Origin of the sequence: Effusibacillus consociatus (assembly GCF_042652925.1) — a bacterium.
GTDB classification, from domain to species: domain Bacteria; phylum Bacillota; class Bacilli; order Tumebacillales; family Effusibacillaceae; genus Effusibacillus; species Effusibacillus consociatus.
Genome location: NZ_JBHSHC010000031.1, coordinates 1 through 15,565, shown reverse-complemented (window position 1 = coordinate 15,565; position 15,565 = coordinate 1). Strand labels below are relative to the sequence as shown.

The 15,565-nt window shown below is 47.1% G+C and carries 11 protein-coding genes; 4 read left to right on the top strand and 7 right to left on the bottom strand.

The annotated features are described in order from the left end of the window. Nucleotides 1-138 precede the first annotated feature (138 nt). From ACFO8Q_RS05340 to ACFO8Q_RS05315, 6 genes are all read right to left on the bottom strand, one after another. Entirely contained in the window at nt 139-2,124 is a 1,986-nt protein-coding gene (locus tag ACFO8Q_RS05340) for a TRAP transporter permease (protein ID WP_380024699.1), read from the bottom strand. A 46-nt stretch (nt 2,125-2,170) separates the two neighbouring features. Beyond that, nucleotides 2,171-3,193 carry a TAXI family TRAP transporter solute-binding subunit gene (locus ACFO8Q_RS05335; RefSeq protein ID WP_380024698.1) on the bottom strand — a complete coding sequence of 341 codons (1,023 nt, stop codon included), beginning with the start codon at nt 3,191-3,193 and terminating at the stop codon, nt 2,171-2,173. A 255-nt stretch (nt 3,194-3,448) separates the two neighbouring features. Then, nucleotides 3,449-4,816 carry a sigma-54-dependent transcriptional regulator gene (locus tag ACFO8Q_RS05330; protein ID WP_380024697.1) on the bottom strand — a complete coding sequence of 456 codons (1,368 nt, stop codon included), beginning with the start codon at nt 4,814-4,816 and terminating at the stop codon, nt 3,449-3,451. Next, nucleotides 4,791-6,737 carry a transporter substrate-binding domain-containing protein gene (locus tag ACFO8Q_RS05325; RefSeq protein WP_380024696.1) on the bottom strand — a complete coding sequence of 649 codons (1,947 nt, stop codon included), beginning with the start codon at nt 6,735-6,737 and terminating at the stop codon, nt 4,791-4,793. The genes ACFO8Q_RS05330 and ACFO8Q_RS05325 overlap by 26 nt, the downstream gene beginning before the upstream one ends. Nucleotides 6,738-6,844: 107 nt before the next feature. Continuing rightward, nucleotides 6,845-8,614: a PAS domain-containing sensor histidine kinase gene (locus tag ACFO8Q_RS05320; RefSeq protein ID WP_380024695.1), complete on the bottom strand. Its 1,770-nt coding sequence runs from the start codon at nt 8,612-8,614 to the stop codon at nt 6,845-6,847. Nucleotides 8,615-9,059: 445 nt separating this feature from the next. Further along, nucleotides 9,060-10,238, bottom strand: coding sequence for a cysteine desulfurase family protein (locus ACFO8Q_RS05315; protein ID WP_380024694.1), 1,179 nt, complete (start codon nt 10,236-10,238; stop codon nt 9,060-9,062). 140 nt (nt 10,239-10,378) lie between these two features. Here ACFO8Q_RS05315 and ACFO8Q_RS05310 point away from each other — a divergent pair, with 140 nt between their 5' ends. From ACFO8Q_RS05310 to ACFO8Q_RS05295, 4 genes are read left to right on the top strand one after another with little or no spacing between them, the layout of a single operon-like run. Then, nucleotides 10,379-11,947 (top strand): L-aspartate oxidase, encoded by a 1,569-nt coding sequence (locus ACFO8Q_RS05310; RefSeq protein ID WP_380024693.1) that lies wholly within the window; start codon nt 10,379-10,381, stop codon nt 11,945-11,947. Then, nucleotides 11,901-12,731 carry a carboxylating nicotinate-nucleotide diphosphorylase gene (gene nadC, locus ACFO8Q_RS05305; RefSeq protein WP_380024692.1) on the top strand — a complete coding sequence of 277 codons (831 nt, stop codon included), beginning with the start codon at nt 11,901-11,903 and terminating at the stop codon, nt 12,729-12,731. Before ACFO8Q_RS05310 ends, nadC begins: the two co-directional genes overlap by 47 nt. A 21-nt stretch (nt 12,732-12,752) precedes the next feature. Further along, nucleotides 12,753-13,856, top strand: coding sequence for a quinolinate synthase NadA (gene nadA, locus ACFO8Q_RS05300; RefSeq protein ID WP_380024691.1), 1,104 nt, complete (start codon nt 12,753-12,755; stop codon nt 13,854-13,856). A gap of 35 nt (nt 13,857-13,891) precedes the next feature. Continuing rightward, nucleotides 13,892-14,404: a 3H domain-containing protein gene (locus ACFO8Q_RS05295; RefSeq protein ID WP_380024690.1), complete on the top strand. Its 513-nt coding sequence runs from the start codon at nt 13,892-13,894 to the stop codon at nt 14,402-14,404. Between the two features lie 28 nt (nt 14,405-14,432). On the opposite strand, the gene ACFO8Q_RS05290 is transcribed toward ACFO8Q_RS05295, so the two are convergent. Then, nucleotides 14,433-15,041, bottom strand: coding sequence for an NUDIX hydrolase (locus ACFO8Q_RS05290; RefSeq protein ID WP_380024689.1), 609 nt, complete (start codon nt 15,039-15,041; stop codon nt 14,433-14,435). Between the last annotated feature and the right edge of the window lie 524 nt (nt 15,042-15,565).

The window sequence follows — 15,565 nt, the reverse complement described above, 5'->3', positions numbered from 1 at the left end:
GTCAGCCTTGATCACCTTGCTGATATCCATCGTGATTTACTCGATTTTTTGATTTTCTAAAACGAAAAATTCAGGGAGTAAGTACTAATATCATCACCTGACATCAGCACACTCCCCATGAATATTCTATCACCTAAATTATATGGGCAGTTTGCCTGCCTCAATCGTATTGTGTTGTGACTTGGCGGACATTTTTTGCCAAACCAGTACAAGACCAAACAGTACAAGGCCTGCAATGTCCGTTTTCAAACCGGGAATAATCAGCAGAACCGCGGCAGCCACCATTGCGACCCGCTGGATAATATTCGTCTTGTGATACATCCAGTTCTGTACCGCAATACTAAGGGAAATGATTCCAAGTGTCGCGGTCAATGTTGCCCATGCAATCTCTACATAATTATTGCCTTCCAGCAGCAACACAGGACTATAGACATAGAAATACGGAATGACGAAGCCGGCCAAAGCTAAACGGCAAGCGGTAACCGCCACATTGAACGGCTTCGCGCGAGCGATTCCCGCAGCAGTAAATGCAGCCAGCGCAACAGGCGGCGTGATTTCTGCAAGAGCCCCGTAGTAAAACACAAACATATGGGCCGCAATCGGCAGTACGTGAAAATTAGACGTAAGAATCGGTGCCGCAACAGTTGCCACAATGATATACATTGGAGTGGTCGGAACCCCCATTCCCATGACCAAACAGGTAATCATTGTCAGGAACATGGTCAGGAACAAACTGGATCCCCCCAGTTCAATAATACTGTTTCCAACGATCAATCCAAGTGACGAAAGTGAAATCGAGCCGATTACGATACCGACGATGGCGCATGCAATCCCAACGGCCAACGCCCCTCGTGCTCCCGCCTCCAAAGCTTGCAGCAATCCTTTGAAACCAATCGCCGTATGTTTGCGAAAGAAGCTGATTACCACTGCAGATACAATACCCCAAACCGCAGCATAAAGCGGTGTTACACCGCTAACCAGCAGCCAGACGAGAATCACAACCGGAATGATCAGGTGCCCGCTTTCATTCACCACATTTTTGAGGTTTGGAACCTCAGCTTCAGAAAGTCCCTTAAGGCCATTCTTCTTGGCTTCCAGGTGAATGATAACCCAGCAGGCGAGATAGTAGAAGAACGCAGGGATGATTGCCGCCATCATCACTCGGCTGTAAGGAATGCTCAAAAACTCAGCCATAATGAATGCTGCGGCACCCATGATAGGCGGCATGATTTGCCCGCCAGTGGAAGCGACGGCTTCCACCGCTCCGGCGAAGTGCGGACGATACCCGTATTTTTTCATCAATGGTATAGTGAATGATCCGATCGACGCCGCATTTGCCACCGAGCTTCCCGTAATCATGCCCATGAAACCGGAAGCAATAACTGCCACTTTGGCAGGTCCACCAGGTGTCCGTCCAGCAAGCGAAAGCGCAAAATCATTGATGAACTGTGTCATTTTCGTCCCGCTGAGAACGGCACCGAACAGAATAAACAGGAAAATATAAGTGGAAGATACGCCAAGCGGTATTCCGAAGATCCCTTCAGGCGTGAAATACATATGCTCAATAATCCGTTCCAGACTGAATTCCCGGTGGCCGAAAGTACCCGGAATATAGTGGCCAAACAGAGAATAAAGCAGGAAAGCAAATGCGATCGTCGTAAGACCGGCGCCCAATACCCGACGGGCCGCTTCAAAAAGGACCACAATCCCAATGCCTCCGACGATATAATCGATATCGTCGAGCAGACCGCCGCCCAGATTGATTTGGTCAATCCGGAAGAACAGATACAACGGCGGTATCGCGCCCAAAACCACAAAAAAGAAATCCAGCAGTGTCGGCAGCTTTCGTTTGCTTGTCTTCCTGCTGGAAGGATACAACAAGAAGACAAGAACTGTCAGAAAGAATAGGTGGGCAGAACGTTGTTTCATTGATTCCAGAAGGCCGAATCCGGCTGTGTAAAGCTGGAACACACTCATTGCAATGGCAATTACCGTGATGACTACAGCCATCGGCCCTACATACTTACGAAAACGCGACTCATGGTCTACTTTTTCGAGAAGTTTGTCGATATCGACCGAATCATGTTCGGTCGTCGTCTGTAACTCCTTTTTCGTTTCCTGCATTGTAAATGATCCTCCTCTTGCAGTAAGACAGACGGAGAATCTGTCTTTACTTGCCGTCGACTTTCAGCCCGATCTCTTTGAAGTATTTCTTGGCTCCCTCATGCAGAGGAATGTTCATGCCGGTAATCGCTACGTCTTTGTTAAGATCCTTCAAAGCTTTGTGGGTTTCGATCAAGATCGGCAGATTCTCGTACATGGTTTTTGTCAGATTGTAAACAAAATCGGTCGGCATATCGGCCCGTACCACCAACAGATTGGTTACGGCCACAGTCAAAACATCTTCCGTTTGGCCTTTATAAGTGCCTTTCGGGATTGTGAATGGAACAAAGTACGGATTTTCTTTCACCAGCTTGTCCACAGTATCCTTGTCGAGAGACAAAAGTTTCACGTTCGAACTGGTTGCAACGTCGAGCACCGAAGCAAGCGGCATGCCCCCCGTCATTGAAACCACGTCTACCTGTCCGTTCTTCAATGCTTCTGCAGATTCATTGAATCCCATGAAGTCGGCTTTCACGTCTTTACGTTTAACATAATCCAAACCGTACGCACCCAGAATCTTGCGGGAGTTCACTTCGGAGGAAGAGCCGCGGCTGCCCGGAATGATTCGTTTATCTTTGATATCTTTCAAAGAGTTGATTCCCGAATCTGCTTTAACCAAAATGTGCACAACGTTTGGATACAAACTTGTCAATCCCCGAATGTTCTCGATTTTCTTGCCTTCAAACATTTCAGTTCCGTTCACCGCATAGTCTGCGATTCCGCTTTCGACAAACGCGATTTCCGCTTCTTTTTTCGCCATCATCTGAAGGTTGGCAACACCGCCTGCCGATGTCTGCGCAACTGCCTGAACGCTATTTTTCTGCGTCCAAAGCTTCGCTAATGCATTTCCTACCGGATAATACACACCGCCTGTTGTTGCGGTTGCAATCGTAATCCGGTCAGGCGCTTTCGATGATTGCGCTTCTTTAGTTCCCGTGGAACTGGTTCCCGAAGAACCGGAACATCCAACGATTGTTGCTGCGGATAACGAAAGAGCAGCGAATAATGCCAACGCTTTTTTAATTTTCATTTCTGTAACCCCCTTGTAAAAATTGAAATCGCTTTCACTAACCCAATCCTTAAAATTGGCTTCAGGAGAGGACCCCTTTGCGGTCTCCTTCTATTAATGTTTCATTCTAAGTTATCTAGCAAAAACAATACCAACTTAAAACTTAGGCTTAATTGCAACCGCTTTCATAAGTCCGGAAAAAAACAGAGTGAAAAAATCGGCAAAATCTGCCGGGCTTACCGGTTAATTTTGCCGAATCCAAAAAACTTAACTCATTTATCCCTCTTTTAAATACTGTTTGAGCTTATCCCGCAGCCCCCGTTCACTGATTCCCAACTGCTGCGCAGTTTTGAGGCGATGGCCGCCGTTTCTTTCCAAGGTGTAAAGAATCATTTTTTTCTCCACTTCCCCCATAGTAAGCCCGGCAGGAATAAACAGCCCTTCTTCCATAAATCGACTGGCTTTCTCAGGTGGATTGCCGGATACAACAGACGCCGGGAGATCGTCAGTCTTTATAATGTCATCCTGAGAAAGTGCCACTGCGTATTCAATGATATTTCCCAACTCCCTTACATTTCCCGGATAAGGGTAGTCATAAAGAATCCTTTTCGTTTCCGGACTGCAGGTCTTTTTCTTTTTCCCCATACTGGCCGAATAGAACGTTAGAAAATGTTCCATCAGAAGCGGTACATCCTCTTGACGCTCCCTTAAAGAAGGCATATGGATCGGTATAACATTCAGCCGGTAGTATAGATCCTCGCGAAAGTTCCCCTTCGCCACTTCTTCTTGCAGATTGCGGTTGGTGGCTGCGATAATTCGGACGTCCGTGTCGATTAAATCAAAGGAACCAAGTCGTGTCACGACCCGCTCCTGGATTACACGCAAAATCTTGGCTTGCAACGACAGCGGCATTTCACCGATCTCATCGAGGAAGATGGTTCCGTTTTTGGAACGCTCGAACAGACCTTCTTTTCGCTGAAATGCACCGGTGAACGCTCCCTTTTCGTGTCCGAACAACTCGCTCTCCAGCAATTGTTCAGGAATCGCCGCGCAGTTAATTACCGAAAACGGTTCATTCCTTCGTATTCCTTGATAATGAATGGCCCGTGCGACCAACTCTTTTCCCGTTCCGCTTTCTCCCGTAATAAGAATATTGGAGGGAATATCCTTCACTCTTTCAATTAATTGAAAAACCTTTTGAATCGGTTCGCTTTTGCCGATCATTCCGGCATAAGAATGTTTCTGTTTCACCGCATCGCTAAGCACTCTGACTTGCTGATGCAGTTGCTGGATTTCAAGCGCCTTGCGGAGCACCAGTTTCACCTCATCCATGTTCAGAGGCTTGGTGATATAATGATAGGCACCCGCCTTGATCGCCGCAATCGATGACTCGATTGTCCCATAGGCAGTCATGATGATGACTGAGATATCCGGCTTTCTTTCTTTTATGCGGGGCAGAATATCGAGACCATTCTGATGCCCAAGATTCAGATCCAACAGAACGCAATCGATGGATGCTCCGTCGAGTAAATGCAAACCCTCTTCCGGATCGGTAACCGCCCAAACGCCGAATTCGTCTTCCAGTCCAAATGAAAGAGATGAGCAGATGGCTTTTTCATCATCGATGATCAATACGTTCGTCATGTTCTCCCTCCTTTTTCCCAAAATGCAAAATAAAAGTACTGCCATTTCCTTTTCTGCTTATCGCTTCAATATGTCCTCCGTGCTCAGCCATGATTTTTTGGCTGATATACAACCCCAATCCTACCCCTTGAGTTTTCGTGGTATAAAAAGGTTCGAAGAGATGTCGGAGAACAGGTTCTTCCATGCCCTCACCGGTATCCGTTATGAATAGCAGCACAGCTTCCTCTTTTATTTGGGCATGAATCGTTAAGTGTTTTTCACTTGAATTGCCCATTGCCTCTATCGCATTCATGATCAGGTTAATCACAACCTGTTTGATCCGTCCACGATCCCCCAATACCTGAATCTTTGACGGCAGATTCGCAGCTACCCGGATGTTTTCGCTTTTGATTTTTTTATCAAAAAGTCGCAACACAGATTGAATAATTTCAGTAAGATTCTCCCATTGTGTTTGTATGGTTTTTTCCCGGGCATAGTCGAGCAGGTCTTCCACAATTCGATTCATTCGTTCCACTTCTTCCGGAACATGCTGAACGAGTTCCGCCCGGAACCGGGAATCATCCAATTTCTTCGGGAGCAACTCAGAAAATGTTTTGATTGCAGTTAGCGGATTTCGGAGTTCATGAGCAATTCCAGCCACCAATTGCCCAAGCGCCCGCATTTTTTCCTGTGTAATCAATCGGGCCTGCAAATGTTTCTGTTCTGTTCGATCCTGGAGACTGATGATCCACCCTGTGAAGTCGCCTGTACCATTGGTTAACGGAGCCATATAGTAGTGGAGAATCCGCCCGCTCCCATCTTGAAGACGCAGCTCGCCGTGGTGCTTTTTTGGTTCTCCCTTTTCCAGCGCTTCGTTTATCGGAAATTGAGGAAAATATTGAGAGATGGGAGTCCCCAACACATCCGCTTGAATGGCAAGCAAGTCACTTGCGACGTCGTTGATCAGTGTTGTTTTTCCTTCCGGACTAACAGAAATAATTCCATTATCGACATTGTCCATGACCTGTTTTTGATAGGCGAGATTATCTGCCAATGCAGATGTATGTCTGCGAACCTCCGCCTTTAAGCGTTGATTCCAAAGGAAAATCAGAACGAGCACACTCAACACAAGACCCGTCACGGTCAATAAACCATATACGAGCTTTCTCCATCCCCCTATTACATGGAGCGAGTAAGGCTCAAAATAATGGCTGTAGAGTCGACCGTATGTACCGGTCCTATGAAGTTCTGCCAGTCCGAGATTCAGCTCATTTTGTAAACGGTAATTCCCCTCTCTTACGGCAAATGCATAATCGGATGGGTTGATCATGCCCGTTCGGGTGATATATTTGTCTTGCAAATTCTTCTTCTTTAAATAGAATTCCGCAGTCCACCGGTTTCCGATGAATGCATCGGCACGCTCCATGAACAACAATTCAAGGGCCTCAGGTTGACTAAAAGAAACAACTGTTTTTACTCTTCGGACATTTTCGAGCAATTCAATTCCGGCATCCCCTCTTTGCACGGATACTACTTTTTCCTTAAGATCGTGCAGATTAAAAATCGATTCGTCCGTCTTAGGGACAATCAACACCTCAGACATTGTAAAATAAGACTCGCTGAAATCGAAGACTGAATCACCGGCACTTGTATATTGCATCCCCAGAACTACATCAATTTTTCCCTGCTGAAGTTGTTGAATCGCATCTTCCCAATTCATAGGCAGATATACTGCTTCATACCCACGAATTTCAGCTAACTCTCTAAACAAATCGATATTAAAACCGGCAGGATTCCCGTTCTCGTCAACAGACGAAAACGGGGGTAAATCTTTATCGAAAGCAACTCGCAGCACCCGACCTTCTTCTGCCTGAACGGGGACGCAGAGGAAAGAGAAAAGGAGAGAAAGTAAACCCAATACTCGCAGATATCTTGGTCGCAAAAGAATTTTCCCTCCTTCTTGCATGAAAACGAATTCACATTCGAAAACAGAAAAGTAGGGTGATCCCCTTAGTGCTTCTTCAACTGGGGGCACCCTACTCTATCAGTTTACCGATTCTGTGATTGAGCGTCAAATCCACCCGCTTCTTCACGATAACTGGGCAAAAGTACATCAACGGTTGTGCCCTCGTTGATTTTGCTTTGGACTTCGATAGTCCCATTGTGTTCCTGAACAATCTTATAGCTGATCATCAGCCCCAAGCCCGTCCCTTTTTCCTTTGTGCTGTAAAAAGGTTCTCCGAGTCTGTGAATCCGGTCTTCCGAAATCCCGTGTCCTTGATCGATCACCCGAATCAATATATTACCGGTATCAGGCTTTTTTACATGAATCAAAATGTTCCCGCCGTCGGGCATAGCTTCAATTGCATTTTGAATTAGGTTAATAAAAACCTGTTTCAGTTGATTCTCGTCACACATCACGAAGGGAACATTCGAATCGAACTCGTAAAGAATCTGAACATTTTTCAATATCGCTTGCGTTGTGAGAAGTGTGATGACATTCTTGATCAGGATCCTCGGGTCGGTGATCTTGAAGTTTTTCGCTTGCGGTTTGGACAGCATCAAAAACTCGTTTATAATCGATTCCATACGCTCGATTTCCGACAGAGCGATATCCAGATACTCTACTTTGCAGCTGCCTGATTTGATGAGGTGAAGAAATCCTTTTATCGTGGTTAACGGATTCCGTATCTCGTGTGCCACACCGGCTGCCAATTGGCCTACGGCTGAAAGTTTATCCGATTTTCGCAGCAGTTCTTCCGTTTGCTTCCGTTTCGTGACGTCGCGCGCTACCACCACAATACTTTCCACATCTCCATTTTCACCGATTACAGGTTTCCCGTGCGCCTCGATAATTACCCAATCTCCACCAGAATGTCGGTAGCGAAATTCGGCTTGATAGGACCTTTTTGTCCGAATTGCCTCCGTATACACTTTTCTCAAATTCGACGCATTCTCGGGATGGACCCGCCGAATCATAAATTTTCCTTCCAATTCCTCCGGTTCAAGTCCAAGAACCCATTTGCTTGACGGGGAAGCATACCGAAACACCCCGTTCACGTCAAGAACCCAAATCAAATCGGATGTATTTTCTGTTATATGACGGTATTTGGCTTCATTTTTACGGAGCTCGGTTTCAGTTTGTTTTCGTTTGGTAATATCTTTACTGTACGCCCGGGAGAGAAAGATGATAATCAGCATGAAAATTGCCGTGGAGATTAATTCATTCCCCAGCTTAATCAAATCATGGCTGTTGATCGAAAGCAAACGCGGCAGTGCAGTTACATATGTCAAGATTAAAATCATCTGTGTTGGGATTGTGGTCGTTAAGTTATGGGACACGGGAATTCCGAGAACTGTGCGCCTGATTCCGATGAACAGGAAATAGTTTATAATTTCAAACGCGGAGGCCACCAAAAACACCCGAATCAATAGATTTATATTTTCTGTAACGTTTATTAACGCATAGGAGATCGATAACGCTATAAAGGTCATTCCCAACGAGGTAAAATAACGAAACCATTTGATCTTGCGAAAGGAACGATACTTTTTCAAAAATATAAAAGTGTAACTGATGACAAACGATAACATGCATGCGGAGAAACCAAATTCGAACAATATCAGGAGGCTCCCGATGGAACCAAATACGAATTCATGTCCGTTTGGCAATATAATGGGAAACAGGTCCAGCACAATGACTAACGCTGTGATCAGAATAAAAGGCCATATCGGATCTATATTCCATGTAAAAAGTGATTTAACGAACGCAAAAACACCCAAAGAAAAAAGAGAACCGGTATACCAGTTGACATCTTTCACAAACTCTTGCCTCCTCAATGATGTTCATCGGAGTCAATGCATGCTATCGATTCCTTAAACATAATTTATCCCTATATAGTCAGTTTAATTTTACAATTAATTGGGCGCGGAATCACTACCTAACTGTAAAAAAAAAGAAAAAGAACTGGAAAAATGCCAGTTCTTTCTCAGTTCTTTTTCCTGAGTTGATCTTAGGTCCAAATAGAACCATTTGTCGTAATGAGTGTTGCAAGGGTAAAAGCGGCAAAAGCAAGGAAAGCATAGATTTTTTTCATGCCCTTCCCTCCTTTCGTTTTTGTATGACTTACCAGGTGCGCACCACTTCATGAACAACCAAGTTGTTTTTACAATGTAAATTTTAGTGTACTCGGTTGTTGTATTGTCATAATTCGACACTATTCTACAAATTCCTTCAAATTTTTTCCTTATTGGGCTAAAAAATTTTTCAGCGGGAAATTCCGGGAACATTTACGGCAGTCCGCCATTTTTTGGCCACAACGTTCAACGCTTCTGCCAGTTCATCCACACTTTGTTCTGTTGTCGTTCTGCCCATCGTAATCCGTAAACTCTCGAGAGCCACCTCTCTCGATTTTCCCATTGCAAGAAGCACGTAGGAAGGTTCGTGATCCGTAGAACTGCAAGCGGAGCCGCTGGATGTGGCAAATCCAAGCCGATCCAATTCAAGCATCAGAGCCTGTCCCTCGATCCGGTCTATGCTGATATTGATAAGGGTCGGGAGACAGTTGTTCAAATCGCCGTTGATTTTACATCCCGGCACAGTTGCGGTTAAACGTTCAATGAGTTTTACACGCAATCCTTCCAGCCGACTCCGTTCTTTCAGCAGTTGTTTCATTGCCATTTCGGCTGCTTTCGCGAACCCCACAATGCCCGCCACATTCGGGGTGGCGGACCGCAATCCCCGCTCCTGTCCCCCGCCATATACAATCGGATCTATTCGGACTCCCTTCCGGATATAGAGTGCGGCTACACCTTTCGGACCACCGATTTTATGCGCATTAATGGTCAAGAGATCCACCTGCAGCTCCTCTACGTTGACAGGTATCTTGCCATAGCTTTGCACAGCGTCCGTATGGAACAAGATCCCTTTTTCCCGAGTGATGGCCCCAATCTCAGCTATTGGCTGAATCGTCCCCACCACATTATTCGCATGCATAACGCTGACAATGACGGTATCGGGACCTATCGCATTGCGAATGTCCACCACATTTACCCTTCCGGAACCGTCAACCGGCACATACGTAACCCGAAATCCTTCACTCTCCAGAGCCTGACATGCTCCCCTTATGGACGGATGCTCCACCGAACTTGTCACCACGTGATTCCCTTTTCCAAGTTTACGCATGCGGCGTGCGCCGCCCAGAACGGCCAGATTGTTTGATTCGGTTCCGCTGCCGGTAAAAATTACTTCTCTGCTGGAAGCCCCAAGCGTTTTTGCCACAGCAGCCCGGGCTCCCTCTAATGCCTCTTTCGCCTGAAAGCCGAACTGGTGCAAACTCCCGGGATTGGCAAAGTCATATAGGAAATAAGGTGCCATCGCATCAAACACTTCTTTTGGCATGACAGTAGTTGCCGCATGATCGAAATATCGTGTAAGCTCCGGCATTCAAAACACCTCACTGGAATCTATAGGATGTGCAGTTACTTTACACCTGATTTTACACCTGTCTTGACAGTATACCACAGCAGGTTTCATAATAGGAACATAGATTTACAGGCAATCTTATAAGAAAAGGACGGGTGGCCATGTGGAATCTGATAGATACGGACTATATTGTAGTAGGTTCCGGAATTGCCGGCCTCACACTCAGTGTGCTTGCCTCTCAACATGGCCGGGTGACACTTGTCACAAAGGGAACAATTGGTGAAAGCAACAGTAATTTGGCTCAGGGCGGCATAGCAGCCGCGTTGTCACAGGATGATACCCCGTTCTTGCATGGAACGGACACTCTTCGCACCGGTCAGGGATTATGTGAGAAACAAACGGTGGAATCTTTTGTCAACCTTGCACCGGAGGTGATTTTTTTCTTGCAGCAAATGGGCGTACAGTTAGATGCCGACCGTGACGGAACTCTTCTTCTCGGCAAAGAAGGTGCCCACAGCCGTAACCGAATCGTTCACGCAGGCGGTGATGCGACAGGACGTGCAATTATTGAAGCACTTATCCCTCATGTGCTTTCAAATCAAGGAATTGATGTACGGGAAAACACGTTTGTCGCTGAATTGGTGATGCAAGATGGTGAATGTGCCGGGGTAATCGGAATCGACTCGGCCGGCCACGTCCTGTTGATTCGTGCAAAAGCGGTGATTCTCGCCACCGGCGGGCTCGGTCAACTTTACAAATATACAACCAACAGCATCGGAAGCACTGGTGACGGATATGCTCTCGCCTACAGAGCGGGTGCCGTTCTGCGGGATATGGAGTTCATCCAGTTCCATCCAACCGCTCTTAAAACCAATGCACACCCTCTCCCGCTTGTTTCGGAAGCGGTTCGCGGTGAAGGTGCGATACTTGTCAACTCGGATGGGACCCGCTTCATGCGGGATTATCACGAGTGGGGAGATCTGGCCTCCCGCGATGTGGTTTCAAGAGGGATCTATGCCGAAATGAAGGCGAGACGGGATGTGTATCTCGATGCACGTTCGATCGTAAAGTTCAGCGAAAGATTCCCAACCATTTTTGACTCGTGCAGAAAAATGGGTCTTGACCCTTCCGCGGACTTGATTCCTGTAGTCCCGGCAGCCCACTATACAATGGGGGGCATTCAAACAAACGACAGCGGTGTCACTTCGGTGCCACGACTGTTTGCGATCGGCGAAGCAGCATCCAGCGGATTTCACGGAGCGAACCGATTGGCGAGCAACTCCCTGTTAGAAGGACTTGTCATGGCTCGGCGCACAGTAAAAGCGTTGGCCGGACTCACACAGCATTCCCTGAAGAAAGTCAAACCTTCTTTTCTTCCCGCCGAGCTTGGGAAAATGAACACTTTCCCAAGCCGCAACCTTTTACAGAAAGTGCAGGAAGTAATGTGGACTCATGCAGGTATTGTCCGGGATGGGAAACGGTTGAATCTTGCCTTGAATCAGCTTCAAGCCTGGCATGATGAACTTCCCGACCTTCCAAGTCCGGACCGCAACCTGCTCACCTCGGCACTCTTGGTTGTGCGTGCTGCGATTTGGCGTCAGGAAAGCAGAGGGGCCCATTTTCGCGAAGATTACCCGGAAACTGTATCCGATTATCAAACTCATTCGATCCAGGGAGGTAACCATGAATCCGTTACTCGTACGCCAGTTTCTGCAGCAAGCGCTTATTGAAGACGTCGGCAGCCGGGATCTAACATCCGATCTGCTGTTTGAGCCGGGTACCCAAATCAGGGGGACATTACTCGCAAAACAGGAAGGCAGGGTTGCCGGGCTCCCGGTAGCGGAAGAATCTTTCCGACTGCTCGATCCACAAGTTCGCTTCGAAGTTCACCTTCCGGACGGAAGCGATGTGAAGCCCGGAGACATTCTCGCAACAGTGACCGGAAGCGCTCGTGCCGTCCTTTCTGCCGAGCGGGTAGCGCTGAATATGCTGCAAAGAATGTCTGGCATTGCAACCACGACGCGTGATGTGTGCCGAAAAGTCGAAGATCTGCCGGTCCGAATCACCGATACGAGAAAAACGGTACCCGGACTCCGCCTGTTTGACAAATACGCCGTGACGATAGGCGGCGGCGTCAATCACCGGTTTGGCCTCTACGATGCAGTCATGATTAAAGACAATCACATTGCTGCCGCCGGTTCCCTAACGGCTGCCGTCGAGAAAATCAAAAAAGGCATCGGCCATCTGGTCAAGATCGAAGTGGAAGCGGACACATTGGAGCAGGTGAAAGAAGCGGTTGAAGCGGGCGTTGATGTCATTTTGCTGGACAACATGTCTCCTGCAATGCTGGAGGAGGCTGTGCGTATTGTAAGCGGCCGGGCCATCACCGAGGCATCGGGCGGAATCACCCCGGACACTGTCAGGGAGTTCGCCGTTGCAGGTCTTGACATCATTTCGCTCGGATGGCTGACCCATTCCGTCAAAGCGCTGGATATAAGCCTGGACCTTCAATAATATTTACGGGGGGATTTTCAAATGTCTGTTACGGAAAACCTAATCATTCAACAGGAACCAATCAGCGAATACTCGCTTTTAACTTCGGAGGAATTGGACCACCGCATTGCTGCTGCCAAACAGGAATTAGGTAAAGACTTGGTGATTCTCGGGCACCACTACCAAAGGGATGATGTGATCGTCTTTTCGGATCACCGCGGTGACTCCCTGCAGTTGGCGCGAATTGCCGCAGGGCTCCAGGACACGAAATACATTGTGTTTTGCGGCGTACACTTTATGGCAGAAACGACCGATATTTTGACTTCCGACGATCAGATCGTGATCCTGCCCGATATGAAGGCAGGCTGTTCGATGGCCGATATGGCGGATGATCAGGAAGTGGAAGAATGTTGGGAAGTGATTACCGAACAATTTGGTGAATCCATTATTCCTGTAACTTACGTCAATTCGACCGCAGCAATCAAAACATTTGTCGGAAAGCACGACGGACTGACGATCACTTCTTCCAACGCGGAAAAGATTTTTGCTTATGCTCTGCAGGCCAAAAAGCGGATTCTCTTCCTCCCCGACCAGCACTTGGGACGAAATACGGGAGTGAAATTCGGAATTCCGCTGAACGAAATGTGCGTGTATGATCCAAAAGAGATGAAAATCGAGTATCCGCACGGAGAAGGCGATCCGCGGGTGATTCTATGGAAGGGGCATTGTTCGGTTCATACGAAATTTGAACCGCGCCACGTCCATGAAGTCCGGTCGAAATATCCCGATATCCGGGTGCTTGTCCATCCGGAGTGCATGTACGAAACGGTTCAGCTGGCAGATGAAAACGGATCAACCGATTATATAATCAAAGCCGTCCGCAACGCCCCTCCAGGTACAAAATGGGCGATCGGAACCGAGCACAACTTGGTGAACCGATTGGCACAGGAACATCCTGAGCAATTTATTGTTTCCTTGAACGAGATGATTTGTCCGTGTCTCACAATGAACCGCATCGACCGTCCGCACTTGCTCTGGTCACTTGAAAATATTTTGGCGGGAACTCCTCGCAACATTATTCAGGTGAAACCGGAGATCGCAGAGTGGGCCAAGGTCGCCATTGACCGGATGCTGCAGATTTCATAATCTGGAAAAAATAGGTATTGGAGGGCTTCCTCGGCATGAATCGAAAAGACCAACTCCTGGACATCCTAAAATCATCTGATCAACCGGTTCCAGGCTCCTACCTTGCCGATGTGCTGGATGTCAGCCGGCAAACGGTGGTTCAGGACATCGCACTGCTGCGCAAGGACGGCTTCAAGATAGTGAGCACGACACAAGGTTATGTCCTCGAACAGGGTTCCAAAACGCAATATCGTGAAATTCTGGGGATCATCCATACGCCTGAACAATTGAAACGAGAGTTGGAGATTCTTGTTGCGCATCATGTGGCCGTCGAGGACGTGTTTATTGATCATCCCGTTTATGGACGGTTGAAAGGCGAATTAAATATTGTAACCCCGAAAGATGTAAAACAGTTTCTTGAAAAAAGAGCCAATTCTCCGTTCCCGCTGTTTTCCGAAGTCACAGGCGGACTTCACTATCATACTCTGGTGGCGGAAGATCCGGAAACGATCGCGGAAGCAAAGTCGGCTCTCAAACAAGAAGGATTTCAATTGGTGGACCCGGCGTAGGGTCCACTTGTTATTCTTGGATTTTCTTTTATTTTGTCATTTCCAGAAAATGATGCAGGATCCTTGCCGTCAATCCCCAAATGATCCGATCCTCGTAATAATAGAAGTACTCAGGGATTTTCCCTGTTCGCCATTTGTAATTTCGTCCGTTCGGGATCTGATCAAACGGAAAATCCTCCGGAGGGATTACCTTCAAATCCACGTAGTGGAGTCCCGGTGTGGCCTTTCTCAGATACGCGAGAGGTACACAAAATACACTGGCTACTTCATCCGGATTCGGCCGAATTTTAGCAAAATCGGCGATCCTCCCTACAAACGGGTGAACAATTTGAAAAGGGGTAACAATATAATCCAGCGACCCGAGCGGTTCGATGGAACTATTTCCCAGACCCAATTCTTCCCTTGTCTCACGGATGGCAGCAGCCAATTCATCTTCATCTGTCGGATCGATTCTCCCCCCCGGGAAACAGATCTCTCCCGGTTGCCGCTTGAGATGGTGAGCCCGCTCTTCAAAAAGAATGCACAGCTCGCCGTTGTGTTCAACAAGCGGAACCAACACCGAAGATTTGAACAGATTTTCCTGTCCCATTATGGAAGCGTTTCTGTTTTTTAATGATTGAATGATTGAGTTCAGCATTGATTTCCCCGCCTTACTTCCCCAAATTCCCAATAGAATAACACCAACTGTAATCAATATTGATGAAAATATCCTCCGGGCGCAAGGATACCACCCAATAATATCGTACGCCAATTGCTTTTGCAGCCCATGACCCCATGAAAGAGTATGGATGCGACAAGCAGGAGAGATCCGACCAGGGAAAGTGTCCAACTTTGATCTACTGCAAAGACGAACGGAATGTATATCACGATCCCAACCCATTGGGTCCACCACAAAAAGCCAATTTTATTTCGGCTTTGTTTGGTAAAAAGGTTCCAAATTGCATGCAGTACACCGGAACCTATCACAAGCGATATGGACAATGAAATCAACTTGTCACCTTCTCTTGATTTTCCCGGCAATCTACCAAGATTATACCATTCGGAATCTATCACCGCGTTCTTATTTGTTTATAAATCGATTCGTATTGAACATGGATTCGGAAAGTAACAGGCTCGAAAGCTGAAATAACCGGGTCATATTAAGGTTTATTGGTCATAAAA